Origin of the sequence: Streptomyces kunmingensis, assembly GCF_039533535.1 — a bacterium.
In the GTDB taxonomy this organism is placed as follows: Bacteria; Actinomycetota; Actinomycetes; order Streptomycetales; family Streptomycetaceae; genus Streptomyces; species Streptomyces kunmingensis.
In genome coordinates this window covers 111,051-137,540 of the sequence record NZ_BAAATS010000007.1, presented here as the reverse complement: position 1 = coordinate 137,540, position 26,490 = coordinate 111,051, and the positions used below count along the sequence as shown (strand labels likewise).

Below are 26,490 nucleotides of genomic sequence, written 5' to 3'. Positions count from 1 at the left end.
GGGTTAATTAGCCGGACGCGCCTCCGGTTCCGCCGACCCGCTCACCCCACCGGGCCCCGGCACCTCTCCCCTTCCCGTCCCCCGAAGGAGCCCGTGTGTCCGTCCCCGCCGCACCGCCCCGCGCCCCGCAGGGCCAGCCGCGCAAGGCCGCGCTCGCCGCCTGGATCGGCAGCGCCCTGGAGTACTACGACTTCTTCATCTACGGCAGTGCCGCCGCGCTGGTCTTCCCGAAGGTGTTCTTCGACGAGTCGGACCCGGCGAACGCGACACTGCTCTCGCTCGCCACGTTCGGTGTCGCCTACGCCGCCCGCCCGGTCGGCGCGTTCTTCCTCGGCCACGTCGGCGACCGGCTCGGCCGCCGCAGGATCATGGTGTTCACGCTGGTCCTGATGGGGCTCTCGACGTTCCTCATCGGCTGTCTGCCCTCGCGCGACCAGGTCGGCTCCCTGGCCCCCGTACTGCTCGTGCTGTGCCGGGTGTTGCAGGGCATCTCGGCCGCCGGGGAACAGGCCAGCGCCGGATCGATGACGCTGGAGCACGCGCCCGCGCACCGCCGCGCCTACTTCACAAGTTTCACGCTCAGCGGCACCCAGGCCGGGCAGCTCCTGGCCACGCTGGTCTTCCTGCCGATCGCGGCACTGCCGGAGGACCAACTCCTGTCGTGGGGCTGGCGGATCCCGTTCTGGCTGAGCGTCGTGGTCGCCGTCGTCGGCTACGTCATCCGCCGCACCCTGCACGAGACCCCGGAGTTCTCCCGTCAGTCCGCGGCCTCCGAGGGGGTGGCGCGGCTGCCGCTCGTGGTGCTGCTGCGCGATCACTGGGCGGACGTGCTGCGGGTGATCGGGGGCGCGCTCGTCGCCTCGGTCAGCACCATCTTCACCGTGTGGGCGCTCTCCTACGCGACGAGCGACGCGGTCGGCATGGACCGGTCGGCGATGCTCTGGGTCGGGGCCCTCGCCAACGTCGTAGCGCTCGGCGCGATCCCGCTCTGGGCCCGCCTCGCCGACCGCATCGGGCGCCGACCCGTCTTTCTGACCGGCGCCGCGGGCAGCGCGCTGCTGATGTTCGGCTATCTCTGGGCGATCTCCACGGGCTCGTACCCGCTCACGTTCGTGTTCGGCATTCTCGCCTTCGGCGTCGTCTACAGCGCGGCGAACGCGGTGTGGCCGGCGTTCTACGGCGAGATGTTCCCGACGCGGGTGCGCCTGTCCGGCATGGCGATCGGCACGCAGATCGGTTTCGCCGTGGCCGGGTTCGCGGTGACGTTCGCGGCGCAGATCGCAGGCCCGGACGGCGCCGACTGGTTCGCGGTGGCGCTGTTCACGGCGGCGCTGTGCGTACCGCCGGTGATCGCCGGGATCACGGCGCGCGAGACCCGCAAGGTGCCGACCGAGTTGCTCGGTGAGCGGCGGACCGAGGCGGCCGGTGCCGAGGACGTACGGCCGGTGGGGGTCTGAGAGCCCGTCTTTGGACCGGCACAGCGAGGGGCGGGCCGTGAAACACCGGCCCGCCCCTCGCCACGCTCAAACCGCCTGGCCGGCGCGCGGGGCGTCGGTGTTCTCCAGCTCGTCGAGGTCGAGGCGCCTGATGTCCTTGACGATGAAGGCGTAGCTGACGACGGCCAGGGCCGCGCAGACGCTGACGAAGGCGAGGGCGAGGTCGAAGGAGCCGGTGGCGTCGATGAGGTAGCCGACGACGAGGGGCGTGACGATGCCCGCGACGGCTCCGAAGGCGTTGAAGACGCCGCCCGCGAGGCCCGCGATCTGCTTCGGCGCGACATCGCCGACCACGGCCCAGCCGAGGGCGCCGAGCCCCTTGCCGAAGAAGGCCGTCGACATGATGAGGACGACGAGCCAGGACGCCGTCACGAAGTTGCAGATCATGATGGTGGTGGAGAGCAGCAGGCCGGTGATGATGGGGATCTTCCGGGCGACGGTGAGGCTGACGCCGCGCCGGGCCAGCAGGTCGGAGAGGTAGCCGCCGAGCACCCCGCCGGTGAAGCCGCACAGCGCGGGCAGCGACGCCACGAATCCCGCTTCGAGGATGCTCATGCCGCGCTCCTGGACCAGGTAGACCGGGAACCAGGTCAGGAAGAACCACGTGATCGTGTTGATGAAGTACTGGCCGACGAAGATGCCGAGCATGTTCCGGTTGCTCAGCAGCGTCTTGATGTGGCGCAGACCGCCGTCGCGCTCGGAGGCGGCGGCCGCGGGGCTGTCCATGTCGATGAGCGCGCCGCCGGCGCCTATGTAGTCCAGTTCGGCGTCGGTCATCTTCGGGTGGCTGCGCGGCGGGTGGATGACCCGGGTCCAGATCAGCGCCAGGACGACGCCGACGCCACCGATCACGGTGAAGACGTGTTCCCAGCCGAGGGCCGTGACGAGCCAGCCCATCAGCGGGGCGAAGGCGACGGTCGCGAAGTACTGGGCGGAGTTGAACAGCGCCGACGCGAAGCCGCGCTCCTTCGTCGGGAACCAGGCCGCGACGATACGGGAGTTGCCCGGGAACGAGGGGGCCTCGGCGAAGCCCACGACGAACCGCAGGATGAACAGCAGCACGACCGCGGCGCCAGCGAAGAAGCCGATGGCGCCCTGCGCCATGGTGAAGACCGACCACAGGAAGATGGCGACGCCGTAGACCTTCTTCGACCCGAACCGGTCGAGCAGCCAGCCGCCGGGGATCTGCGCGACGAGGTACGACCACGAGAACGCGGAGAAGAGCACCCCCAGTTCGCCGGAGCTGATGCCCAGGTCCTTCTGCATGGTGTCGCCGGCGATCGACAGGGTGGACCGGTCGGCGTAGTTGATGGTCGTGACCACGAAGAGCATGGCCAGAATGGCGTACCTGAGGCGGCCGGCTTTCGCGGGGGCAGCTGAAGTCACCGGGGCGTCCTGCCGGTTGAGCGCTGTCATTGCGGGTCGTTCTCCTAGACCTGGAGGGGCGGCGGCTCTGCCGCGTGTGGTCCGTGCCACAGGACGAGTGGCTGGAGTTGACCGTAGGTTCAGCGCCCATTCCCGTCTAGATCGATTTTTGTAGGCTGCGATACCTTCCCTGCATGGTCAGAGGACGAAACGGAAGATAGGGATCCGGCCGCGACGGCGGCTCACAGGTGCTGGAGCAGGGCGTGCAGCGCGGGATTGTCGTTGGTCTTCCGCCACGCCAGATGCAGCTCGACCGGGGTGGGGTCGGGCAGTTCGAGCGTTCTGAACGTGATGCCGGAGAACCGCATCTGCGCGGCCGCCGCGGGCACGAAGGCGATGCCCCAGCCCGCGTTGACCATGGCGAGCAGGCTGTGCACCTGGCTGAGGTACTGGGTGAAGCGGGGCGTGACCTGTGCCGTGCGGAAGATGCTGACCAGCAGTTCGTGGAAGTAGCGGGCCTCCACCGGCGAGTACATGAGCACGTCCTGCCCGCCGAAGTCGCTCATCCGCAACGGCTCCTCCCCCGCGGCCAGCGGATGGTCCAGCGGCACGGCCGCGAGCAGGCCCTCCTGTATGGCGGGCCGGGTGACGAGGTCGGGGCCGGTGCTGGAGGGGCGGATCATGCCGAGGTCGAGGGACCCGTCGGCGATCGCCTCCAACTGGTCGCGGGTCACCTTCTCGCGCAGCACGATCTCCGTGGCGGGCATGACGGAACGGGCGACGTCCAGGAGGGTGCCGAGCGCGGAGTAGGCGCTGGCGGCGGTGAAGCCGACGGCGATGGCCCCGGCCTCACCCGCCGAGACCTGCTTCGCGGCCAGCGTGGCGGCCTCGGTCTGGCGCAGGATGGTGCGCGCCTCGTTGAGGAAGGCCCGCCCGGCCGGGGTGAGCCGGACCGTGCGGTTGGTCCGATCGAGGAGTTGCACGCCCAACTCGTGCTCCAGGAGCTGGATCTGGCGGCTCAGGGGCGGCTGCGTCATCCGCAGCCGCTCGGCGGCCCGGGTGAAGTGCAGTTCTTCGGCGACGGCCACAAAACTCGTGAGCTGAGCGAGCGTGAACAACGATGCCCTCCGGGTATCAACGCATCCAAAAACTATGTTTGACGTGGATCAATCGCCGACCTTAGCGTCAACATCATCAACGGCAGGCTCCAACGCCGTTCGGCGGGCTCCCCACCCCGCCGTCCGCACCTCCCACGAACACGAAGTGGTGACCATGAAGCACGCAGCCACCCCCGTCGCCGACCTTCGGGGCGAGGCCACTCTCGACTCGATCGCCTGGATCAAACTCTCCTCGGTCGCCCTGCCGCTGGCCACGCCGATCAGTGACGCCAAGGTGCTCACCGGCCGCCAGAAGCCGATGACCGAGGTCGCCTTCCTGTTCGTGGAGATCGAGACCGCGCAGGGGCGGACCGGGATCGGCTTCAGTTACTCCAAGCGCGCCGGCGGCCCGGCCCAGTTCGCCCACGCCAAGGAGATAGCCGACAACCTGATCGGCGAGGACCCCAGCGACATCGGCCGGCTGTGGACCAAGCTGGTGTGGGCCGGCGCGTCCGTGGGCCGCAGCGGTGTCGCCACGCAGGCGATCGCCGCGCTCGACATCGCCCTGTGGGACCTCAAGGCCAAGCGGGCCGGTCTGCCGCTCGCCAAACTCCTGGGCGCACACCGCGACTCGGTGCGCTGTTACAACACCTCCGGCGGCTTCCTGCACACCCCCACCGAGCAGGTCCTGGACAACGCGACGGCGTCACTGGCCCACGGCATCGGCGGCATCAAGATCAAGGTGGGCCACCCGGACGGCAAGCAGGACCTGCGCCGCCTCACCGCGGTGCGCGAACACATCGGTGACGACGTGCCGTTGATGGTCGACGCGAACCAGCAGTGGGACCGGCCGACGGCTCAGCGCATGGGCCGCGCCATGGAGGAGTTCGGTCTCGTCTGGATCGAGGAGCCGCTCGACGCCTACGACGCGCAAGGGCACGCGGCGCTCGCCGCCTCCCTGGACACGCCCATCGCCACCGGCGAGATGCTGGCGTCCGTCGCCGAGCACTACGAGCTCATCCGGCACAATGCCGCCGACGTCATCCAGCCCGACGCCCCGCGGATCGGCGGTATCACCCAGTTCCTCAAGCTCGCCGCGCTGGCCGAGCACCACCACCTCCAGCTCGCCCCGCACTTCGCCATGGAGATCCACCTCCACCTGGCCGCCGCGTACCCGATCGAGCCGTGGGTGGAGCACTTCGACTGGCTGGAGCCGCTGTTCGAGGAGCGGCTGACGATCAGCGACGGCCGGATGAACGTGCCGGCGCGGCCCGGTCTCGGCGTCACCCTCACCGACCAGGCCCGCGCCTGGACCCAGGCCACCCACGAGGTCGGCAAGCGCGCCTGACCCGGTACCGCGTCCCGTCCCTCTTCCTTTCCCGGAGTACTCCACCATGACGTCCCTCACCCCGTCAGAGCTCGGCCGGCGCATCGGCTCGGGCCTGCTCTCCTTCCCCGTCACGCACTTCGACGCCGACGACCTGTCCTTCGCCGAGGACGCCTACCGCGCCAACATCGAGCGGCTGTCCACGTACGAGGTCGGCGGGCTCTTCGCCGCGGGCGGCACCGGCGAGTTCTTCTCGCTGACCGCCACCGAGACCGAGCAGGTGGTGCGCGCGGCGGTGCGGGCGGCGCCCGAGGGCACCCCGATCCTGGCACCGGCCGGGTACGGCACCCGGACCGCGATCGAGTACGCCCGGGCCGCCGAACGCGCCGGCGCCCACGGCCTCCTGCTCTTCCCGCCCTACCTCACCGAGGCCAATCAGGAAGGGCTCGCCCAGCACGTGGAGGCGGTCTGCCGCGCCACGAACCTCGGGGTCATCGTGTACGGCCGCGCCAACGCCGCCTACAGCGCCGACACCCTCGCCCGGCTCGCCGACTCCTGCCCGAACCTGATCGGGTACAAGGACGGCATCGGCGACATCGACGCCATGACCCGTATCTACACGCGCCTCGGCGAACGCCTGACCTACATCGGCGGTCTGCCCACCGCCGAGACGTTCGCCCTGCCCTACCTCGAACTCGGCGTCACCACGTACTCGTCGGCGATCTTCAACTTCCTGCCCGAGTTCGCCCTCGACTTCTACCAGGCGGTGCGCGAGCGCCGGCACGACACCGTCATCAAGCATCTTGCGGACTTCGTGCTGCCGTACACCGAGATCCGCAACCGGCGGGGCGGGTACGCGGTCAGCATCGTCAAGGCGGGTATGACCGCCACCGGCCACGGCGCGGGCCCGGTCCGCCCGCCGCTGACGGACCTGACCCCGGCCGAACTCACCGAACTGACCGCGCTGATCGAGGGTGTGCCCGTACCCCGGTCCTGAACGGTCTCAGTCCAGATGGGTCGGCGCGAACATCCGCAGCAGCGCCGGGAGGACGACCACGTTCGGCCCGGGTGTCCGCAGGGCCGCGGCGAGGTCGTCCCGCAGCGCCTCCGGCGACGTGGAGACCGCGGGTACTCCGAACGACTCGGCCAGGGCGACGAAGTCCGGCCGGGTCAGTTCGGTGCCCTCGGTCGCGCCGAAGGTGTCGGCCATGTACTCGCGCAGGATGCCGTAGCCCCCGTCGTCGACGATCAGCCAGGTCACGTTCAGCGACTCCTGCCTCGCCGTGGCGAGTTCGGCGATCGAGTACAGGGCGCCGCCGTCGCCGGAGACCGCGAGCACCGGGGTGTCCGGGGCGGCGGCAGCGGCGCCGAGCGCGGCCGGGAAGCCGTAGCCGAGGCCGCCCGCGCCCTGCGCCGAGTGCATCGGCCCGGGCCAGGCCGACCAGGCCCAGTACGCCAGGATGGTCATGTCCCAGAACGACGGGGCATCGACCGGCAGCGCATCGCGCACGGCCTTCAACACCTGTCGTTCCAGGGCGAGTTCCTGTCCGCCGATCCGTTCCCGTACGGCGGCCAGGACCCCGGCGACACGAACGGCCGCCGTGTCGTCGACCCGCTTGTCGACCGCCACGGCGAGCGCCTCCAGGGCGAGCCGGGCGTCGGCGTGGATGCCGAGGGCGGGATGGTTGGACTCCAGCTTGCCCGCGTCCGCCTCGACTTGGACGACCCGGCCGCGTGGCGCGAAGGTGTGGTAGTTCGAGGAGAGTTCGCCGAGCCCGGAGCCGACCACCAGCAGCACGTCGGCGTTCTCCAGGAACACGGTCGTGTGCCGGTCCTCCAGCCATGATTGCAGCGAGAGCGGGTGCTCCCAGGGGAAGGCGCCCTTGCCGCCGAACGTGCACACCACCGGCGCGTTCACCTTCTCCGCCAGCGCGAGCAGTTCGTCCGCCGCGTCCGCCCGGACGACACCGCCGCCCGCGACGATCACCGGCCGCTCGGCACGCGTGAGCAACTCGGCTGCGGTGTACGTCAGTTCGGGGCGCGGTGACAGCGCACGCGGCCTCGCGTCGATCGCCGTCACGGCGGGCAGCGACGCGGGCGCGAGCAGTACGTCCTGCGGGATCTCCACGTACACCGGGCCGTGCGGCGCGGTGAGCGCCGACTCCCAGGCCGCCGCGAGCGCCGACGGGATCTGGGAGGCGGTCCGCACGGGGTGCACGGACTTCACGACGCCCCTGAACACGGCTTCCTGATCGCGGAGTTCGTGGAGATAGCCGTGCCGGCCACCGCCCACACCGGCGGACGGGACCTGGCTGGAGATCGCGAGCACCGGCGCGCTGGCCGCCGCAGCTTCCTGGAGTGCGGCCAGCGACATCAGCGCGCCGGGCCCGGTCGACAGGAACAGCGGGGCGGCCGTACGTGTCAGCCGGCCGTACGCGTCCGCCGCGAACCCGGCGTTGTTCTCCACGCGCAGCCCCACATAGCGCAGGGCGGAGCGGCGCAGCGCGTCGAACAGGCCCAGCGCGTGCTGGCCCGGCACGCCGAACACCGTGGTGGCGCCGAGGCCGGAGAGGGTCTCGATCACCAGGTCGCCGCCGATCCGTCCGGCCGCGGGGGCCTGCGGGGCGGCCGGGATGTCCGTGCTGGTGGTCATGCGCAAGTGCCTTCTTTCCTGTGCCGGTTCGCTTCGTGGGTCGGGCGTCGCTCACGGCCGGGCCGCGGTTGACGCCGCCGGGGCCGGTGTCTCCGCGCGCCCGGCGAGCCGCTCCCGCCAGTGGGCGAGCACCGCGGGGTCGGTGGGCCTGGTCGCCAGGGAGACGGCGACGTAGGCGACGAGGGAGGACAGCAGCCCGTAGTAGACGGGCTCATTGGCGAGGACGCCGTAGCCGGCCATCAGGCCGATGACGGCCGTGCCGCCGACCGCGACGGCGGCCAGCGCGCCGGCCGCGGTGCCGCGCTTCCACAGCAGCCCGCCGAGGATCGGCACGAGGAGCCCGCCGACGAGGAGGTTGTAGGCCACGGTCAGCGCCTCGACCACGTCGTTGAGGGCGATCGCGATGCCGATGACGGCGAGGCCCATGACGAGGATGAACGCTCTGTGTCCGGAGACCTCGTCGCCCTCTTCCTTCGCGCCTCGAACGGCGCCGCGCAGCCGCGACCAGATGTCGTTGTTGGCGACGGTGGCGCACGCGATGAGCGCCCCGGACGACGTCGACATCACCGCGGCGAGCGCCGCCGCGAGCACCAACCCCCTTACACCGACGGGCAGTTCGTCCTTGACGATGGTCGCGAACGCCGAGTCGGCGGACGGCAGCTTCGGGTACATCACCTTGGCCGCCGTCCCGATGACCGCGCCCGCGACGGCGTAGACGAGACAGTAGGTTCCCGCGACGGTGCCGCCGTGGCGGGCGACCTTGTCGCTGCGCGCGGTGAACACGCGCTGCCAGATGTCCTGACCGATGAGCATGCCGAACGTGTAGATCAGGACGTACGTGAAGATGGTCTCGCCGCCGATGCCCAGCGGGTCGAAGTACGAGGTGGGCAGCTTCGCCCTCATCTCGCCGAACCCGCCGGCCTTGACGACGGCGATGGGTAGCAGCAGGAGCAGCACGCCGATGGTCTTCACGACGAACTGGACCATGTCGGTGAGGGTGATGGACCACATGCCGCCGAGCGTCGAGTACGCGACGACGATGGAGCCGCCGAGGATGATCGCCAGGGTGCGGTTCATGTCGAAGATGACGTCGAAGATGGTGGCGTAGGCGATGGTGGAGGTGACGGCCAGCATCAGCGTGTACGCCCACATGACGATGCCGGAGATCATTCCGGCGCGGCCGCCGTAGCGCAGGTCGAGCATCTCGGAGACGGTGTAGACGTTCAGGCGGGAGATCCGGGCCGAGAAGAACACCGAGAGGGCGAGCAGGCCCAGGCCGATGGTGAGAACCATCCAGGCGCCGGACAGGCCGTAGCGGTAGCCGAGGCCGACGCCGCCGATGGTGGAGGCGCCACCGAGGACGATCGCGGCCATGGTGCCCGCGTACATGCCGGGGCCGAGGCGGCGGCCTGCGACGAGGAACTCGGACTTGGACCGGGCGCGGCGCATGCCCCACCAGCCCATGGCCAGCATCCCGGCGAGGTAGACGACGATCACTGTGTAGTCGACGGCCATGGGGCAGCCCTCCTTCACGCACGACGGCGGGGGGTTCGGCAGGGGGTCCGGCGGGGGGTGTGGAGCAGACCCTAGATGGCCGGGGAACGGCGCTGAAGTGTACGTTTCCTCCACCTGCAGGCCCTGAAGCAGAGGAAACGTCCACCATGCCCGACGCGGCCGCCGTCCCACGGACCCCTCCGAGTCCCCCGGTCCCGCTGGCCACGCTCCTTGCCCGGGAGGATCTGGGGCTGCGGCTGCTCGCGGGCGGTCCGGTGGACGACGTGGCGGTCCACTGGGTGCACACGTCCGAGATGCCGGACCCGTATCCGTATCTGCTGGGCGGGGAGCTGCTGCTGAGCGCGGGCGCGCACACCACCGAGGCCGCGGGCACGGGCCCGTACTTCGACGACTATGTGGCGCGGATCGTGGCGGCGGGCGGCGCGGCGCTCGGCTTCGGGCTCGCGCCGGTGCACGACGCGGTGCCGCGCGCGCTGGTGGAGGCCTGTGAGCGGCGCGGGCTACCGCTTCTCGAAGTGCCGCCGCGCACGACGTTCAGCGGGATCGCACGGGCCGTGTGGTCGCTGATGGAGCAGGTGCGGCATGCGGAACTGCGCCGGGTGACGCAGGCGCAGCAGGGCCTCGCGGCGGCTGCCGCACGCCCCGATCCGGTACCGGCGGTGCTGGGTCAACTCGCCCGGTTCGCCGACGGGTTCGCCGTCCTTGTCGACGCGGACGGTGCGGTGATCCGCAGCGCCGGGCGGGAACCGGCCCGGGACGTGGCGCGGGCGCTGACCGCCCTGACCGGGGTCGTGCGCGGGCCGTCGGCCGGAGCGCGCCCGGCGTCCGCGTCCGACACCGTCGGCGACACGCGGCTGTCCGCGTACGCGCTGAGCGGTGCGGGCGGTCACGCGCTGGGCCTGGCCGGTCCGTCCCGGGGCAGCGGGGAGCACACCGTCGCCGGTGCCGCCGTCGTACTGCTGTCCCTGCTGACCAGCGGGCATCCGGGCACGACGGCGTCGCAGGACACCGACCGGTCGGCGGCGCTGGTACGGCTCCTGCTGGGGGCGCGGCCGGAGGAGGTGACGGACCTGCTGGGCGGCGGCGAGTGGCGGGTCGCGCATCTGCGGTGGACGGGAGCCGCGGGCGGCGCTCCGGCTCCCCCCGCTCTGCCCACCTCCCTGCTCGACGTCGACGGTGATCGGGTGCGGGCGCTGCTGCCCGCGGACCGGGAGATCACCGGCCGGCCGGGGTGGGCGGCCGGTGTCAGCGCACCGGCCGGGCCCCGGGACCTCCAGGTGGCCGATGCCCAGGCGTCCCGCGCGCTGTCCCGCGCCCGCGCCACCCGCACCCCGCTCGTCCACCACCGGGCCGCCGCCCCGGACCTCGCGCTCACCCCGCTGCTCGACAGCGCGCCGCTGCTGGAGACGTTGCGCATCTGGCTCTCTCTGCACGGCAGTTGGGACCGTACGGCCGCGGCGCTCGGTGTGCACCGCAACACCGTGCGCCAGCGCATCACCAAGTGCGCGGCTCTCCTGGACGCCGATCTCGACGACCCGGACGTGCGCATGGAGCTGTGGTTCGCGCTGCGGTACATCGCGTGATCCGGGGCCCGGCTCGCGTGGGCGGCGCTCAGAGCCGCCCGGGGCCGCCCCGCCGGTCCGGGCTCGCCTTCGCCGAGGGTGCCGACAAGGTCGATCCGTGCTCGGACCCCGGCCCCTTCCGCGCCGGTGTGACGGCTCGCGCCGCGGAGTGCAGCGACTTCAGCGCGACGAGGAGGATCCCGATGTCGTCCAGGTAGATCGGGTCGGGGAGCAGGTCGACCGGCGAGATCGTGTAGACCACGGCGACCCAGAACAGCGCCTTGCTCCGCAGCGGGATGCCCGCGTCGGCGAGCAGTTTGCGCGCCTGGAAGACCCGCACGAGGAGGTACACGGCGGCCACCAGCATGACGACGGCCGCCACCGTCGCCAGGACGAACCATGTCTGCCCATCCATCAGTCGTCCACCCCTGTCCGTTCCCGGTCCGGTCACCCGCCCTCAGAGCCCGGCTCTCACGGCAGGATGGAGTCCACGTACCCGCCGTCGACCCGCAGTGCACCTCCCGTGGTCGCCGAAGCCTGGTCGGAGCCGAGATAGACGACCATGTTCGCGATCTCCTCCGGCTCGATCAGGCGCTGGAGCAGCGACTGCGGCCGGTGCTCGCGCATGAAGGCGCGCTGCGCCTCGTCCCACGGCAGGTCCCGGTCCACGAGTTCGTACACGAAGTCCTCGACACCGCCCGTGTGGGTGGGGCCGGCGAGCACCGAGTTGACGGTGACGCCCGTGCCCGCGGCCCGCTTGGCGAAGCCGCGGCTCACGGAGAGCAGGGCCGTCTTGGACATGCCGTAGTGGATCATCTCCGCGGGGACCACGACGGCGGAGTCGCTGGCGATGAACTGCACCCGGCCCCAGCCCCGTTCCATCATGCCCGGCAGGAACATCCGGGTGAGCCGGACGCCCGCGAGGACGTTGACCTCGAAGTAGCGCCGCCACTCGTCGTCGCTGATCTCCAGCGGTTCGGCGGAGCCGAAGATTCCGAGGTTGTTGACCAGGATGTCAGTCTCGGGAAGCGTCTCGGCCACGCTCCGCGCGCCCTCCTCGGTGGCGACGTCCGCGACGACCGGCACCAGGTCGGCCCCGGGGGTCTCCGCGGCCAGCCGCGCGATGCTCTCCTCCACGCGTTCGGCCGAACGTCCGTTGACTCCGACGCGGGCCCCGGCCCGGGCCAGGCCCGTGGCGATGGCCGCTCCGATGCCCTGGGTGGAGCCGGTGACGAGCGCCGTACGGCCCTTCAGATCGATCCGCATGTTCCGTGTCCGTTCTCGTGGGGTCTCGGCAGGGTTGCTGACGGTGTCACGCGTCCGACCGGCGTCCGCGTGCGCCGCACCGCGCGCCACGCGAGGATGTGGACCGGCTGGGGGCGAAACCCGATATGAGGAGGTCGACGTCTTGCTCATCTTCGTCGCGATGGCCCTGGGAGCACTCAGCGTGGTCTGCATCGGCGTCACCGCCCGCCGCTGCACGACCGACGACGTGACGCTCGGCCCGCCGGTGCTCGCCCTCCTGACGGCCTTCACCTCGGTCGCGCTGATGCTGACGGCCACCGCCTACGGCCACTGACACCGGCCGCCGACGGGCGCCGGCGCCCGTCAGCGGAGGTCGTCGTCCTCGTCGACCACGTGCACGGCGGCCTCCTCGGCGGACGCCGCGCCTCCGTCGATGCCGACGTCCTCGGCCAGCATGTCCTTCTCGGCGTCCTCGTGGGCGCCTTCGTCCGGTGCCAGGAGCCGGCCCGAGCGGTCGTCGCCGACCTCGTCGTCGAGCGGTTCGCCCTCACCGTCGCGCAGGTCGCCGACCCCGTCGCCGTCCTCCTCGCCCGACTCCAGCGCCTCGTACTCGTCCACGACGGGGTCCGCCCGCTCCTCGGCCAGCCGCTCGTCGAGGCTCTCGCCGTCCCGCTGCTCCGCCGCGGTGGTGCCGGTGTGCTCGACGCCGAGGGGCCGTTCGGGGGGCGACCATCCTTCATCGTGCGGGTCGACTCCGCGGTCGCTCAGGGTGTCCTCGGCCTCCAGGACACCCTCGTCGTCACGCGCCTCCGGTTCGCTCGGCTGGTAGACCTCGTCGCCCATGAGCGTCTCGTCGTTGCCGTCGGTCATCCCGCGTCACCTCGTCTCCTTCTCCCCCGTCCCGGTACAACCCCCGTCCCCGTCACGTAACCAGCCTGCGGCAGGTCACGCATGTCGGCTCCTTATCCGTTCCCGCGGCGGGCAATCACGGGCGCGCGAAAGAGGTGCGCGGCGGGCGGCTCCGAAGGGGTCGTGACGCGGGTGTCCGATCGCGATCGCGCGATCTTTTCCCGCGCACCTCATTGACAGGCCCATGCAGGGCCGGGAAATTGGCTGAGCCACTCATCCACTTGGAGTCGCCGTGTCCCCAGAGTTGCTCTCCATCCTCGTCCTGGCGGTCATCTTCGTGATCGCCACCACCCGCTCCGTCAACATGGGGGCCCTCGCCTTCGCGGCGGCCTTCGCGGTCGGCGGACTCGCCGCCGATCTCGACGCCGACGCCGTCTTCGCGGGCTTCCCCGGGGATCTGTTCGTAGTCCTCGCCGGAGTCACTTATCTGTTCGCCATCGCCCGCGCCAACGGCACGACCGAGTGGCTGGTGCATGCCTCGGTCCGGCTCGTGGGCGGCCGGGTGGCACTGATCCCCTGGGTGATGTTCGCCGTCACCGCCGCGCTCACCGCGATCGGCGCGGTCTCCCCGGGCGCGGTGGCGATCGTGGCGCCGCTGGCGCTCGGGTTCGCCGCGCAGTACGGGATCAGCCCCCTGCTGATGGGGATCATGGTGGTCCACGGCGCCCAGGCCGGCGGGTTCTCGCCGACCAGCGTCTACGGCTCGACGGTGAACAGCATCGTCGACCGTGAGCACCTGCCGGGCAACGAGGGCGCTCTCTTCCTCGCGAGCCTCGTCGTGAACACGGTCATCGCGGGCATCGTCTACGCCGTGCTGATGCGACGCGGCGGCGTCCCCGTCCGCGTACCGGAGCCTGCCGCGGTGGCGGTCGGCGGCGGCTCCGCGGGAGAGCCGGGCGAGCCGCGGGAACCGGCGTCGGAGCGGCCGCAGGAGGGGACCTCACCGGTTCCCGCGCCCGACGTTCCGCGCCTGGACGGACCGCGCATCGCCACCCTCACGGGGCTCGTGGCCCTGGTCGTCGGCGCGCTCGTGTTCGACCTCGACGTCGGCCTCACCGCGATCACGATCGCGGTCGTCCTCAGTGTCGTGTGGCCCGCGACGAGCAAGACGGCGGTCGCCGACATCTCCTGGTCGACGGTGTTCCTGATCTGCGGTGTGCTCACGTACGTCGGCGTACTGGACGAGATGGGCACCATCAAGTGGGCCGGGGAGGCCGTCGGTGACATCGGGGTGCCCCTGCTCGCGGCCCTGCTGCTCTGCTACATCGGGGCGATCGTCTCGGCGTTCGCGTCGTCCGTCGGCATCATCGGCGCGCTGATCCCGCTGGCCGTACCGTTCCTCGCGGCCGGTGAGGTCGGCGCGGTGGGCATGGTCGCGGCGCTCGCCGTCTCGGCGACCGTGGTCGACGTCAGCCCGTTCTCCACCAACGGGGCGCTGGTCCTCGCGAACGCGGAGGACATCGACCGGGACCGGTTCTTCCGGCAGTTGATGGTCTACGGGGCCGGGGTCGTGGTCGTCGCTCCCGCCGTGGTCTGGCTCGCGTTCGTGGTGCCGGGCCTCGGATGAGACCCGGCGCCCCCGTCAATTCGTTACGGGGCGGGCCGAGGATGGGCGGCGCCGGGCGCGCTGTCCAGTCGAGAGGTCCGCTTCGGGGACAGAGGCGTACCTCTTGGGGTGGCGTCGGCCGCCGAGGCCTTACGTGATCTTGTGCGGGTGGGAGGGTGACCGTGTCGGCTCAACCGCCGTGTCCCCCTGTCGGAACGAGGTCGTCGCATGCGCCGTACCGGATTCCTTGTTTTCGCCGTCGTCCCGCTGCTGTTCGGCTTCGCCCCGGCGGCGTCCGGCCCGGCCGTCGAGGTGACCGCACCGACCGCGGGCTCCGTGCACCGGTCGGGCGGCAGTGTCCTGGTGACCTGGCACAACAGCACCGGGCGGGAGGTGGACATGTGGCTGGTGCACGGTGATTCGGTCCGCGTCGCCCAGCTCGCCGCGAAGGTCAGCGCCGCCCCCTCCGGCGAGAAGGCGGCCGTCCTGCCCGATGTGGCACAGGGCGCGGACTACGCCATCGAGATCGTCGCCCGCGACGGCGGCGAGCACGGCTCCAGCCCGTCCTTCACGGTGGGCCCGTCCGCCCAGGGGCCGCCCGCGCCGGCTCGGCAGACCTCTGGGCCGGGCGCCCGCTAGCAGCGCAGTTCGACGTCGTGCCGGACGGTCCCCGTCGGGCTCTCCACGGTGACGAGTTCGGCGCGCGGTGCGTGCTGAGCGGCGGAGATGACCAGGGTGTGCGTGCCCGGGGGCAGCGCGTCCACGTGGTAACCGCCCTCTGTCACCGGTGACTTGGCGAGGCGTTTGCCGCGGGCGCTGATCACCGTGACCCACGCGGGGCAGCCCTCGGGGTGTGCGGCACAGTACACGCCGCCTTCGACGCGGGCCGTCCCGGTGGGCGCCGGTTCGCGGTGGGAGGGCTCGTTCCAGGCGGCCATCAGGGAGCGGGTGCGCCGCTGCATGGGCGAGGTGGGTGCCGGTGCGGTGCGGCCTTCGGCGGCGACCGGGAGACCGGCCTGTTCCGCGTAGGCGGCGAGGGTTTCGTCGAGGGCGTCGAGTTCGCGCAGCGCGGTGCCCAGGCGCCGGGCCCGGGGGCCGGGCGGGGCCGGGGCGAGCTCGGCCTCCAGTTCCCGTACGAGTGGGCTGATCCGCCGCCAGGCGCCGGTGCCCTCCGGCTCGCCGCTCGCGAAGAACCGGTCGAGTTCCTTGAGGGACGCGGTGAGGGTCGTGGTGATGAGCCGGGCGCGGTCGGCCAGGCGCGGGGCGAGGTCCACGTCGATGTCGGCGGCCACGGCCAGTGCCCTGGCGTGTCCGGTCGCGGTGGCGAGGAGCGCGGCCCGGTGCTCGGCGGCGGGTCCGCGCACGCCGACGGGCATCCGCACCAGGGGGCGTACGACGCTCTGCACCTGGCTCAGCGCGGCGTCCACGGCGCGGGCCGCGCCGCGCAGCCGTACCGGTTCGTCCGGCCGGGACCAGCGCTGTTCGACCTGCATGACGACCTGGGCGAGGGCGTCTACGTAGCCGCGCTCGGCCTCCTTGACGACGGTGCGGCGGGAGAGCGGGAAGATCAGCGCGGCGCAGGCGGTGGCGACGAGGACGCCGATGCCGTTGTCGAGGAGCCGCTCCCCCAGCAGGTGGTTCATGCCGCTGTCGGGGGTGGTCAGGGCGTAGAGCTGGACGAGGGCGACGACGAGGCCGACCACCCAGCAGGCGTAGGCGCGCTGCATGCCCCAGGCGCCGAGGGTGAGGCCCGCGACGATGACGGCGAGCGTCGCGTAGACGTGGTCGCGGCCGATGAGGTGCAGGATGACGATGCCGAGCACGGCGCCGATGGCGGTGCCGACCATGCGGTGGCCGAACTTGCGCAGGCGTTCGTGGGTGGTGTTGGTGCCGAACAGCGTGATCATGACGCCGACCAGGCCCCAGTAGAAGCGGCGCGGGTCGATGGCGTCGGCGATCGGGCAGACGATGGCGGCGGCCACGGCGGCGTGCACGGGGACGCGGACGAAGGGGATGACGCGGCGCCAGCCGGACTCCGAGCCCGCGGCGAGGACGCGCCGGGCGGGGCCGGCCGATCCGGGCAGCCGGTTGTTCTCCAGGGCGACGGTGGGCTGGAAGGGAACGTCCGACGGGCTGGCCGCGGTGGTGCGGCCGAGGGCGAGCCAGTTGTGCAGGGACCCGGCGAGCGAGTCCAGGAGGTGTCCGATGCGGCGGGCGAGCACGGCGGCCTCGACGTCGTCGGCCGGTGCGGTGGCGTCGCGCAGGATCGTCTCGGCCCGTTCCTGGACGCGGGCCGCGACCGGGCGGATCCCCTCCGCCCGGTCGAGGGGGGTGTCTCGGGCCAGCACGAGGCCGACCGCGAGGGCTTCGCGCAGCGGTCCGGGGACGGGCCTGCGGGTCAGTTCCGTGGTGGCCTGGCCGATGCCGCGCAGGGCGAGTTCGGCGTCGAACAGGTGCCGGTGCAGGAGTTCGGCGGCGGCCGGGTCGGCGGCGACCTCGGGCTGGGCGAGGCGGCCGTCGATGGTGACGGTGGTGATGTTCAGGCGGCGCAGGGCGCGCTCCATGCGGCGCACCGCCCGCTCGGGGTCGGCGTCCGCGTCGAACGCGTCCACGGCGGCGTCGGCGACCCGCCGGGCCTCCACGACGAAGGCCCGCTGGGTGCGCAGCAGGTCCTCGCGGGGCATCGGCCAGCAGAGCAGCAGCCGGGTCGCGAGGACGGCGGCGGCGGAGACGAGGGCGACCGCGAAGGCCTTGCCGACGAGCGCGGCGGGGATGCCCGCGAGCATGCCGACCATCAGGCCGTTGAACATCATCATGCCGGTGATCAGAGCCATCGGCCCGAACCTGGCAAGGAAGAACGTCAGCGCGAGCGCGCTGATCATCAGGACCATCTGAGCGGTGCGCTGCCCGTTCAGGCTCGCGCAGAGCCACAGGACAGCGGTGTACGGGAACGGCATCCACAGGATGGCGCGGGCCAGCCGGTCCCAGGTGTTCTCGGCGACCGCGAAGGCGCTCATCAGGCCCATCATCCCGGCGACCATCATGCCGATCATGGGCGGGATCTTCAGCGCCTCGGCCATCCCGTAGCCGACGGCGAGCGAGGTGACCATGGCGACCAGCGTCCGCCAGCCCGCTTGGAGCTGGCCGAGTCCCGGGTCGGCCGCGAGGACCCAGTCCCACCGTCTGCGCGGGCCCGCGACCCGGTGGGGGGCGAGGTCCGGGGCGGCGACCGCGTGCGTGGTGGCGGTGTCCGGCAGGGTGTCCGGGGTGGTCAACTGGTCTCCGATTCCATGGCGGTCACGAGTGCGGTGATGGCGTTCCGGGCGGCTTTGACCGCGCGTTCCGAGTCGTCGATGCCGCCGTCGAGTGCGGCGAGCAGGGCTTCGGCCATCCGCTGACGGCCGCGTTCGAGCAGGTCGCGTCCGGCAGGCGTCAGGGACGTCTGCACCGCGCGCCGGTCGGCCGCGCAGCGCTCCCGCTGGACGAGTCCGGCCTCTTCGAGCTTCTGCAGGATCACGGTGACCCGCGGCTGCGCCATACCGGTCGCGGCGGCGAGTCCGGTCACCCGGCGCGGTCCCGGTTCGAGTGCGTCGAGGAGGGCGACCTGGCTGCGCGTGAGCCCGAAGTCTCCGGCCTTGAAGAGGGCCTGGGTCAGCTGTCCGATCCCCCGCAGGAGGCCGCGGGCGGCGCCTTCGATCCGTAGAGCCTCGACGGTTCCGACGGACCCCGAGGATAGATGCATATGGAAATTATATACATGCCACATACAAACACTCGACCCGGGTGGATACGAACGCCCGACCCGGAGCCCGGCCCCTCTCCCCTCCAGGCCACCGCGGTGGGAGAATCCGGACGTGGACGGGGGGATCCTCGAACGGGATCTCGAACTGGAGCGGCTGGCAGCCGCCGTGCGGGACGCCACGGGCGGCGCCGGCTCCGTCGCGCTCGTCCTGGGTGAGGCCGGGATCGGTAAATCATCCCTGGTCAGAGCCCTGCCGGGGATACTGCCTCCCGGGGCACGACTCCTCGTCGGACAGTGCGACGACCTGGCCACCGGCCGGCCCCTCGGACCACTGCGGGACCTCGTCGGGAGCGTGGGCGCCGAGCTGGCGCGGGCGCTGCGCGACGCGGGCGACCGGCACCGGGTCCACGAGGCGCTGCACGCCGAGCTGGCCGGCGCCCCGCACCCCGCGGTGCTGGTCGTGGAGGACGTGCACTGGGCCGACGAGGCCTCCCTGGACGCGCTGCGGTATCTGGTGCGCCGGGTCCACGGCTGGCCGGCCGTCCTCGTCCTCACCTACCGGGACGACCAGCTGGGCCGCGGCCATCCGCTGCGGCAGCTGCTCGGCGTGGTGTCGGGGGCGCCCCGGGTGCACCGGCTGCCGCTCGCCCCGCTGTCGCCCGAGGCGGTGCGCGCCCTCAGTGCGGCGGCCGATCTCGATCCGGCGCAGGTCTACACCGTGACGTCGGGCAATCCGTTCTTCGTCGCCGAGGTGATCACGGCGGGTGACACCGGCGAGGTGCCGCCGACCGTGGTCGACGCCGTACTGGCCCGGCTGCGCGGGCTCACCGACACGACGAGGGACGCCCTCGAACAGCTGGCCGTGGTGCCCTCGGCGGTGGAGCGCCCCCTCGTCGACGCCCTGCTGGGGGACGCGGACGACGCGCTCACGGCGGCGGAGCAGGGCGGACTGCTGGTCGTGGCCGTGGACCGGGTGGCGTTCCGGCACGAGATCATCCGCCGCGCGGTGGTCGACTCGCTGCCCACGGCACGGCGCATCACGCTCGACCGCGCCGTGCTGTCCGCGCTGACGGCCGCCCCGGACGCCGACCGGTCGCGGATCGTGCACCACGCGGCGGCGGCCGGGGACGCCCAGGCCGTGACCCGGTACGGGCCGGGGGCCGCGCGGGACGCCACCCGCGCGGGTTCGCACCGGGAGGCCGCCGCGCATCTGCGGCTCGTGCTGCGCCACCGCGACCGGTTCGGGCCCGCCGAACGGGCCGATCTGCTGGAGCGGTTCGCGGTCGAGAGCTACACCATCGGGGACGCGGGGGCCGCCGTCGCCGCCCAGGGCGACGCCGTGGCACTCCGTCGGGAGCTGGGCGATCTGCGGGCCCTCGGGGCGGATCTGCGCTGGCTGTCGCGCATCCACTGGTGGGCCGGGGACGCGGACGCGGCGCAGGCGGCCGCGCGCGAGGCGCTCACCGTGCTCGAACAGGCCGGTGACGAGGGCCTGTTGGCCCTCGCCCTGAGCAACACGGCGCAGTTGCGCATGCTGTCCGACGAGTACGCGCAGGCCGTCGACTACGGCGAGCGGGCGATGGCGCTTGCCCGCTCGGTGGACGACACGGCGATCCTCGCGCACGCCCTCAACAACGTCGGCAGCGCCCGCTGGCGCTCCGGGGACCCGGCGGGGCAGCGGCAGTTGGAGGAGAGCCTGCGGGTGGCCCTTGCCGCAGGTGAGGTGGAGCACGCCTGCCGCGCGTACGCCAACATCGTCTGGTTCCTCCTCGACGATCTGCGTCTCGCCGACGCCGACCGGTTCCTCACGCCCGCCATGGACCTCGCCGACCGCGCCGAACACCTCGGTTTCCTCACCTACCTCCAGGTGGAGCGGGCGCTGCACCGGTTCGCCGCGGGTGACTGGGCGGCGGCCGAGCGGTTCGCGCTGCTCGGCACGGACGTCTTCCCGCCCGCCCGCTGCCCGGCGCTCACCGTCCTCGCCCGGGTCCGGATCCGGCGCGGCACCGGGGGCGGCGGCGAACTCCTCGACCGCGCCTGGCGGATCGCCCTCGACACCCGGGAACTCCAGCGCCTGGCACCGGTGGCGGCGGCGCGCGCGGAGGCGGCCTGGTTGCGCGGCGACCCGGCGGGCGTCCTCGCGGCAGCCGAGCCGGTGCACGCGCAGGCCAGACGGCTTTCCGCCCCTCCGCACCTGCCCGAGCTGGGCTACTGGCTCGGCAAGGCGGGCAGGGCCGTACCACTGGACGGTTCGGGTCATCCGTACGCGTTGCAGGCGGCGGGCCAGTGGGACAAGGCGGCCCGGCTGTGGCAGGAGGCGGGCTGCCCGTACGAACACGCGGCGGCCCTCGCCGAGAGCCCGGATCCGGCGGACAAACTGAGCGCGCTGCTGACCCTGGACGCGATGGGCGCGCTGCCGCTGGCCCGCCTGGTCCGCGGCGAGCTGCGCGCCCTCGGGGTGCGGCACGTCCCCCGCGGCCCCCACGCGGCGACGCGACGCAACCCGGCAGGGCTGACGAGCCGTCAACTCCAGGTCCTGCGGCTCCTGGTGCAGGGGCTGACCAACGCCGAGATCGCGAGCCGGCTCGTCGTCTCCGTCCGCACGGTCGACAACCACGTCCGCGCCGTCCTGGAGAAGCTCGACGCGCCCACCCGGCGCCTGGCCGCCGCGCGGGCCGCGGAGCTCGGGCTGCTCGGCTAGGGCGTGTCCGACAACTCCCGTCTGCCCCGCGATCCGGGCGACGACGGGACTTGTCAGACAGGCCCTGGGCGAAACGTAGGTAGCCGACCGGCCAGAGGTAGGTGGTCGGCACCCATGCCGCGTGCGCCGGGTGGCCGTAGAACGGGCGGACCACACCGATGGCTTCCGGGGGACCTCATGACCAGCACGCCCGCACAGGCGGCACGCAGCGAACTCACGTCATTTCGCGGCGAGTTGACCGGACCGCAGGATCCGGCGTACGACGAGGCACGCGCCGTCTACAACGCCATGATCGACCGGCGCCCCGCGCTCGTGGCGCGCTGCGCCGACGCCGACGACGTCGCGCACGTCATCGGCTTCGCGCGCCGCCACGGACTGCCGCTCGCGGTGCGCGGCGGCGGTCACCACGGGGCGGGACTCGGCACGTGCGACGGCGGTGTCGTCGCGGACCTGGCGCCGATGAACTCCGTCGAGGTCGACGCCGCCGCCCGCACCGTACGCGTCGGCGGCGGCGCCACCTGGGGCCTGGTCGACGCCGCCACCCACGAACACGGCCTGGCCACCCCCAGCGGCATCGTCTCCACCACCGGCGTCGGCGGCCTCGCGCTCGGCGGCGGGCTCGGCCACCTCACCCGGCGCTGCGGACTGACGGTCGACAACATCCTGGCCGCGGAGGTCGTCCTGGCCGACGGCACGCGCGTGCGCGCGGACGCCGACGAGAACCCGGACCTGTACTGGGGACTGCGGGGCGGCGGCGGCAACTTCGGCGTCGTCACCGCGTTCACGTTCCGTCTGCACGAGGTGGACACGGTCGTGGCGGGGCCCACCTTCTGGCCGGCCGAACAGGGCGCCGAAGTCCTCACCGCCTACCGGGAGTTCATTCCCGCGGCGCCCCGCGACGTCAACGGCTTCTTCATGTACGCGACCGTCCCGCCGGCGCCGCCGTTCCCCGAGGAGCTGCACCTGCGCAAGGTGTGCGCCGTCGTGTGGTGCCACACGAACGACGACCCCGAGGTGGCCGGGCGGGCGATGGCCCCGCTCCTCGACGGGCTGCCGGAGCCGCTGCTGCACGCCGTGGCGCCGATGCCGCACCCGGTCCTGCAGTCGATGTTCGACGGGTCCTATCCGCCCGGCGACCAGTGGTACTGGCGGGCCGACTTCGTGCGGGACATCCCGGACGAGGCCGTGGCGCTGCACGCCAAGTTCGGACCCGAGGCGCCGACGGCGCAGTCGACGATGCACCTGTACCCGATCGACGGCGCCGTCCACGACCACCGCGCGACCGACACCGCCTTCAACTACCGGGACTGCCAGTGGGCGAGCGTCTACGCGGGCGTGGACCCGGACCCCGCCAACGCCGAGCTGATCAAGCGCTGGACGGTCGACTACTTCGAGGCCCTGCACCCGTTCTCGGCGGGCGGCGCCTACGTGAACATGATGATGGACGAGGGACAGGAGCGCGTCCGGGCGAGCTACCGCGGCAACTACGCGCGCCTCGCCCGCATCAAGGCGGCCCTGGACCCGGAGAACGTCTTCCGGCACAACCAGAACATCGAACCCGACCCGGCCTCCCGTTACGAGGCCAGGCCCTGACCGGACGCGGCGGGCGTCGACGCGCCGGGCGGGCCCGCGGAACGTAGCGTGACCGCATGTGCTGGAGCGCGACGGCCGACCTCGTAGCAGGAACTGCGATCGCCGCTGTGGGGGCCGCCTGCGTGACGCGGGCGGCCCGCACCCGGCCGCGCGCCCTGCCCCTGGCGGCGCTTCCGCTGCTGCTCGGGGCCCATCAGATCATCGAGGCGGTGATCTGGAACGACTCCGGCGGCCGCGGGCCCGCCGTCGTCGCCTGGGCGGTGATCGCACTGCCGCTGCTCCCGCTCTGGGTCCCGGCGGGCGTGCTGTGCGTGGCGCCGGCCCGGGCCCGCCGGCGTCTGGCGCTCCCGCTCGTGTGCGGCGTCGTGACGTCCGCCGCCCTCGCGTACGTGCTGGCGACGAGGACCCTCACGGCTTCGGTCCGTGGACACACCATGGCCTACGAGATCGGCCTGCCGCACGCCGGATGGCTGATCGCCGGGTACCTTTTGGCGACGATCGGCTCGCTGCTCCTGTCCGGCGAGGCGTACCTGGTACTGCTCGGCGGCCTGGTCGCGGTCGCCGCGGCCGGGTGCACGGCACTGTGGCGCTGGGAGTTCATCTCGACCTGGTGCGCCTGCGCCGCGGTGTGCTCGGTGGTGCTGTACGTCTGGGTGCGCCGGCCCCCGCCCGCGCCGGACAGCGACTGAGAGACGGCCCGCACGGCGACTCCCCGGTCACCGCCGGGCGCGGCGGTGACCAGGGGTTACGCGGCCGCGTCCGCCCGGGCGCGACCGGGACGGGTCAGCGCTTGATCTCCTTGATCTTGAGCATGCGCGTGATGACCTTGTCGAGCTCCGCGTCGTCGAAGACCTTCTTCCAGTCGTCGCGGACGATCGACTCACGGCCGTAGTCCATCGCGATGAGGCAGGCGTCGGAGAACGGGTTGGAGCCCTTCAGCGTGTTGGCGAGGGCGACCTGGGTGTGGCCGAGCAGCATCGCGCGGGCGGCCTTCTCGGGGACGCCGACGGTGTGCACGGTCTCGTGCAGCGCCTCGGTGAGCAGCGCGCCGACCATGCAGGCGATGGTCTCGACGAGCGTCGGCTCCAGGACGGCGAGCTGCTTGACGGTGACCCAGTGGACGTCGACGACCGGGGCGTACATGACGCGGATGACGGCGTCGGCGAGAGCCTGCTTGTCGGCGTCGCCGCCCTCGTACGCGGCCACGACCTCCTGCGGCGCGGCGATGCCGCCGAAGGTGTCCTGCCACTCCTCCTTGGTGGTGCGCTCCAGGAAGACGGAGGGGTGGCAGGGGTGCGCGCACGCGTAGTGCACGTCGTCGCGGGCGAAGAGCAGGCCCGCGTAGGCGGCGGCCGGGTCGAGCGTGAGGACGACGGCGCCCGGCTTCATCAGCGGGACCAGCTGCTCGGAGACGGTGCCGAGGACGATGTCCGGCACCGCCAGGATCACGACGTCGGCCTCCTTGGCGGCGGCGTCGGAGTCGGTGAGGTCGCGGCCGAGGGAGCGGATCAGCTCCTGACCCTTCGGGGACGCCTCGCTGAAGAGGACCCGGAAGTCGCTCTCGACCAGGTTGTTGGAGACACGCTGGCCCATCTTGCCGGCGGCCCCGATGACGGCGACTGTCTTGTTCTCGGTGGCCATGGTCATTCGCTCCTCAGAGGGGTGTTCAGAAGGGTGTTGCTCACGAGGGTGGTGATGCTGTGGTGCGTCCACTGGTGTTCGAGCCGGGCGGTGGCGTCGAAGCCCTCGTCCTGCCACGGGAGCCAGTGCTCCACGATCTGGTTCAGGCCGCGCTCGTCCGGGCGGACCGCGGCGACCATGGCCGGGTAGTCGAGCAGCCCTGTGCCGAGCGGGCAGCCCGCGTAGGTGAAGCCGACCCAGCCGTCGCGGCGGGTGAAGGCGAAGTCCTTGACGTGGATGTTCACGACGTACGGGGCGGTGGCCGCGACGACGTCGGCGGGGCGCTCCAGGCGGGCCACGCTGTTGCCCGGGTCGAGGACGACGCCCAGGTGCGGGTCGTCGACGCCCTTGACCACGGCGAGGAGATCGTCGGTGGAGACCTGCTCGTAGGTCTCCAGGCCGAGGGTCACCCCGGCGGCCGCGTATCCGGGCAGCGCCTCGCGCAGCAGCGTGACGGCCTCGTCGACGGATGGCCGGTGGTCGGCGGTGTTCATCATCGAGCGGACGAGCGTCACATCCAGCTGACCGGCCATGTCGAGGTACTTGGCGAGGTGGGCGGGGCGTACGCCCCGGGTGCCGAGTTCCAGGCGCAGGCCCAGGTCGCGTGCGGCGTCCCGGACGTCGGCGAGGCGCGCGGCGTCGTACGACTCGATCTCGGGGTAGTCGCAGATCTGGAAGACCTCGCCGCCCAGCTCCTTGGTGTCGACGAGCATGTCGAGCAGGGAGAGCGGCTTGGGCGCACGCTCGGAGATCCGCCAGAAGTACGCGTAGGTGCTGATGCCGTACGCCATCACGCCACCGCCGCGGGGGAGTTCAGGGCCTCGACCTCGTCGAGGATCGCGCCGACGGCCGCCGGGTCGTGCGCGAAGCGGCCCAGGAAGAGGCCGCCGGCGGCTCCGCCGAGGCGGGTCAGCAGTCCGGGTCCCGCGCTGCCGCCGTAGATGACGGTCGAACCGGCATGCTGAGGGCGGGAGTTCAGCCACTCCCCCAGCGCAGCGCACACCGTGGTGATGTGCTCGGGCGAGGCGGGCTCGGGCGCCCCGATGGCCCATTGCGGCTCGTAGGCGAGGACGACCTTGCCGCGCATGCCGTACAGCAGGCGGGCGGCCTCGGCGAGGGTGCGGCGGGCGGCTTCCCCGGGCTCGACGGGGTCGAGCTCGCCGACGCACAGGACCGGGGTGAGCCCGTTGCGCAGGGCGGCGGCGGTCTTCGCGGCGACGACCGTGTCGCCCTCGCCGTAGAGGCGGCGGCGCTCGGCGTGCCCGACCTCGGCGTAACGGCAGCCGATCTCCTTCAGATACGGCCCCGACACCTCGCCCGTGTACGCGCCGACGTCCTCGGTGGCGATGTCCTGAGCGCCGACGTCGACGCCGCTGCGCGCGAGGATCCCGGCCACGGGCACGATCGCCGGGAAGGCGGGCAGCACGAACAGGCGGGCCGCGCCGCTGGTGACGGCGGGGTGCCGGTCGGCCAACTGGACTATCTTCCGCGCCCAGTTGAGGGTCTCGTGGTGGCCGAAGTACATCTTCAGGCTCACCCCGAGCAGGACGGGGGAAGTCATCAGGCGGCCTCGGAGTCGTTCTCGGTGTCGTTCTCGTAGTCGCTCATCAGGCGGACCTTCGCGGCGGACGGCGAGGAGTCGTCGAAGCGGTAGGTCAGCCATTCGGCGGCGAGGCGGCGGGCCAGTTCCAGGCCGACGACGCGCTGGCCGAAGGTGAGGACCTGGGCGTTGTTGGAGAGCACCGCGCGCTCGACGGAGAAGGAGTCGTGGGCGGTGACGGCGCGGATCCCCTTGACCTTATTGGCGGCGATCGCGACGCCGAGGCCGGTGCCGCAGACGAGCAGCGCCCGGTCGGCCTCGCCGCGCGCGACCAGCTCGGCGGCGGCGATGGCGATCTGCGGGTAGGCGGTGTGCCCGTCGGCGTCCACGCCGACGTCGGTGACGGAGGCGACGAGGTCGCTCGCCTGGAGGTCCGCCTTGAGGGCTTCCTTGTACTGGAATCCGGCGTCGTCGCAGCCGACGACGATCCGCAGCTTCTCACTCATGTTGCGTGTCCTT

At 72.3% G+C, this 26,490-nt stretch carries 23 protein-coding genes; 10 read left to right on the top strand and 13 right to left on the bottom strand.

The genetic code is table 11. From position 1 onward, the window contains the following. The first annotated feature begins 95 nt into the window (after positions 1-95). Complete coding sequence (locus tag ABD366_RS12760) at positions 96-1,457, top strand: MFS transporter (RefSeq protein ID WP_324769897.1); 1,362 nt, start codon at positions 96-98, stop codon at positions 1,455-1,457. 66 nt (positions 1,458-1,523) lie between these two features. On the opposite strand, the gene ABD366_RS12755 is transcribed toward ABD366_RS12760, so the two are convergent. After that, complete coding sequence (locus ABD366_RS12755; RefSeq protein ID WP_324769895.1) at positions 1,524-2,912, bottom strand: MFS transporter; 1,389 nt, start codon at positions 2,910-2,912, stop codon at positions 1,524-1,526. Positions 2,913-3,103: 191 nt separating this feature from the next. Next, positions 3,104-3,979 (bottom strand): LysR substrate-binding domain-containing protein, encoded by an 876-nt coding sequence (locus ABD366_RS12750; RefSeq protein WP_324769894.1) that lies wholly within the window; start codon positions 3,977-3,979, stop codon positions 3,104-3,106. A 154-nt stretch (positions 3,980-4,133) separates the two neighbouring features. Between ABD366_RS12750 and ABD366_RS12745 the strand changes: the two genes are divergently transcribed. Together ABD366_RS12745 and kdgD are read left to right on the top strand one after the other, a co-directional pair. Beyond that, entirely contained in the window at positions 4,134-5,306 is a 1,173-nt protein-coding gene (locus ABD366_RS12745) for an L-talarate/galactarate dehydratase (protein WP_324769893.1), read from the top strand. A gap of 46 nt (positions 5,307-5,352) precedes the next feature. Next, entirely contained in the window at positions 5,353-6,282 is a 930-nt protein-coding gene (kdgD, locus tag ABD366_RS12740; protein ID WP_324769892.1) for a 5-dehydro-4-deoxyglucarate dehydratase, read from the top strand. A 6-nt stretch (positions 6,283-6,288) separates the two neighbouring features. Here the strand turns inward: kdgD and ABD366_RS12735 are convergent, their stop codons facing one another. Together ABD366_RS12735 and ABD366_RS12730 are read right to left on the bottom strand one after the other, a co-directional pair. Next, positions 6,289-7,938, bottom strand: a complete 1,650-nt coding sequence (locus tag ABD366_RS12735) for a thiamine pyrophosphate-binding protein (RefSeq protein ID WP_344441699.1) — start codon at positions 7,936-7,938, stop codon at positions 6,289-6,291. A gap of 51 nt (positions 7,939-7,989) precedes the next feature. Continuing rightward, positions 7,990-9,453 (bottom strand): sodium:solute symporter family protein, encoded by a 1,464-nt coding sequence (locus ABD366_RS12730; protein ID WP_324770600.1) that lies wholly within the window; start codon positions 9,451-9,453, stop codon positions 7,990-7,992. Positions 9,454-9,599: 146 nt separating this feature from the next. On the opposite strand from ABD366_RS12730, the gene ABD366_RS12725 reads away from it, so the two are divergent. Further along, the gene (locus tag ABD366_RS12725) at positions 9,600-11,036 is read left to right on the top strand and encodes a PucR family transcriptional regulator (protein ID WP_344441697.1); all 1,437 of its coding nucleotides are present in this window, start codon (positions 9,600-9,602) and stop codon (positions 11,034-11,036) included. A 28-nt stretch (positions 11,037-11,064) separates the two neighbouring features. Here ABD366_RS12725 and ABD366_RS12720 read toward each other — a convergent pair whose 3' ends face one another. Both ABD366_RS12720 and ABD366_RS12715 read right to left on the bottom strand, forming a co-directional pair. Next, positions 11,065-11,430: a YkvA family protein gene (locus ABD366_RS12720; RefSeq protein WP_324769811.1), complete on the bottom strand. Its 366-nt coding sequence runs from the start codon at positions 11,428-11,430 to the stop codon at positions 11,065-11,067. Positions 11,431-11,486: 56 nt separating this feature from the next. Next, on the bottom strand, positions 11,487-12,281 hold the full coding sequence (locus ABD366_RS12715) for an SDR family NAD(P)-dependent oxidoreductase (protein WP_324769812.1): 795 nt from the start codon (positions 12,279-12,281) through the stop codon (positions 11,487-11,489). 142 nt (positions 12,282-12,423) lie between these two features. On the opposite strand from ABD366_RS12715, the gene ABD366_RS12710 reads away from it, so the two are divergent. Then, positions 12,424-12,594, top strand: coding sequence for a hypothetical protein (locus ABD366_RS12710; protein WP_324769813.1), 171 nt, complete (start codon positions 12,424-12,426; stop codon positions 12,592-12,594). A 29-nt stretch (positions 12,595-12,623) separates the two neighbouring features. Here the strand turns inward: ABD366_RS12710 and ABD366_RS12705 are convergent, their stop codons facing one another. Then, a complete protein-coding gene (locus ABD366_RS12705) occupies positions 12,624-13,130 on the bottom strand; it encodes a DUF5709 domain-containing protein (protein ID WP_324769815.1) in 507 nt (168 codons plus the stop codon). A 271-nt stretch (positions 13,131-13,401) separates the two neighbouring features. On the opposite strand from ABD366_RS12705, the gene ABD366_RS12700 reads away from it, so the two are divergent. Together ABD366_RS12700 and ABD366_RS12695 are read left to right on the top strand one after the other, a co-directional pair. Next, a complete protein-coding gene (locus ABD366_RS12700; protein ID WP_324769816.1) occupies positions 13,402-14,736 on the top strand; it encodes an SLC13 family permease in 1,335 nt (444 codons plus the stop codon). Positions 14,737-14,943: 207 nt separating this feature from the next. Continuing rightward, entirely contained in the window at positions 14,944-15,354 is a 411-nt protein-coding gene (locus ABD366_RS12695) for a Ser-Thr-rich GPI-anchored membrane family protein (protein ID WP_324769817.1), read from the top strand. Here the strand turns inward: ABD366_RS12695 and ABD366_RS12690 are convergent. Further along, on the bottom strand, positions 15,351-17,990 hold the full coding sequence (locus tag ABD366_RS12690; protein ID WP_324769819.1) for an FUSC family protein: 2,640 nt from the start codon (positions 17,988-17,990) through the stop codon (positions 15,351-15,353). The two genes, ABD366_RS12695 and ABD366_RS12690, sit on opposite strands and share 4 nt — an antisense overlap. Then, complete coding sequence (locus tag ABD366_RS12685; RefSeq protein ID WP_324769820.1) at positions 17,987-18,457, bottom strand: MarR family winged helix-turn-helix transcriptional regulator; 471 nt, start codon at positions 18,455-18,457, stop codon at positions 17,987-17,989. Before ABD366_RS12685 ends, ABD366_RS12690 begins: the two co-directional genes overlap by 4 nt. 112 nt (positions 18,458-18,569) lie before the next feature. Here ABD366_RS12685 and ABD366_RS12680 point away from each other — a divergent pair, with 112 nt between their 5' ends. The 3 genes from ABD366_RS12680 (at position 18,570) to ABD366_RS12670 (ending at position 23,440) form a co-directional block, all read left to right on the top strand. Further along, complete coding sequence (locus ABD366_RS12680; RefSeq protein WP_344441691.1) at positions 18,570-21,158, top strand: ATP-binding protein; 2,589 nt, start codon at positions 18,570-18,572, stop codon at positions 21,156-21,158. Between the two features lie 177 nt (positions 21,159-21,335). Further along, the gene (locus tag ABD366_RS12675) at positions 21,336-22,751 is read left to right on the top strand and encodes an FAD-binding oxidoreductase (RefSeq protein WP_324775908.1); all 1,416 of its coding nucleotides are present in this window, start codon (positions 21,336-21,338) and stop codon (positions 22,749-22,751) included. Positions 22,752-22,807: 56 nt separating this feature from the next. Next, on the top strand, positions 22,808-23,440 hold the full coding sequence (locus ABD366_RS12670; protein ID WP_324775910.1) for a DUF6629 family protein: 633 nt from the start codon (positions 22,808-22,810) through the stop codon (positions 23,438-23,440). Positions 23,441-23,534: 94 nt separating this feature from the next. On the opposite strand, the gene ABD366_RS12665 is transcribed toward ABD366_RS12670, so the two are convergent. Genes ABD366_RS12665 through ABD366_RS12650 form a run of 4 tightly spaced genes read right to left on the bottom strand, consistent with a single transcriptional unit; the run spans position 23,535 to position 26,477 of the window. Then, a complete protein-coding gene (locus ABD366_RS12665) occupies positions 23,535-24,392 on the bottom strand; it encodes a phosphogluconate dehydrogenase C-terminal domain-containing protein (protein ID WP_324775912.1) in 858 nt (285 codons plus the stop codon). A 2-nt stretch (positions 24,393-24,394) separates the two neighbouring features. After that, a complete protein-coding gene (locus tag ABD366_RS12660; protein WP_324775914.1) occupies positions 24,395-25,222 on the bottom strand; it encodes a sugar phosphate isomerase/epimerase family protein in 828 nt (275 codons plus the stop codon). Beyond that, positions 25,222-25,992, bottom strand: a complete 771-nt coding sequence (locus tag ABD366_RS12655; RefSeq protein ID WP_324775916.1) for a triose-phosphate isomerase family protein — start codon at positions 25,990-25,992, stop codon at positions 25,222-25,224. Before ABD366_RS12655 ends, ABD366_RS12660 begins: the two co-directional genes overlap by 1 nt. Then, positions 25,992-26,477 (bottom strand): ribose-5-phosphate isomerase, encoded by a 486-nt coding sequence (locus ABD366_RS12650; RefSeq protein ID WP_324775918.1) that lies wholly within the window; start codon positions 26,475-26,477, stop codon positions 25,992-25,994. Before ABD366_RS12650 ends, ABD366_RS12655 begins: the two co-directional genes overlap by 1 nt. Positions 26,478-26,490 lie beyond the last annotated feature (13 nt).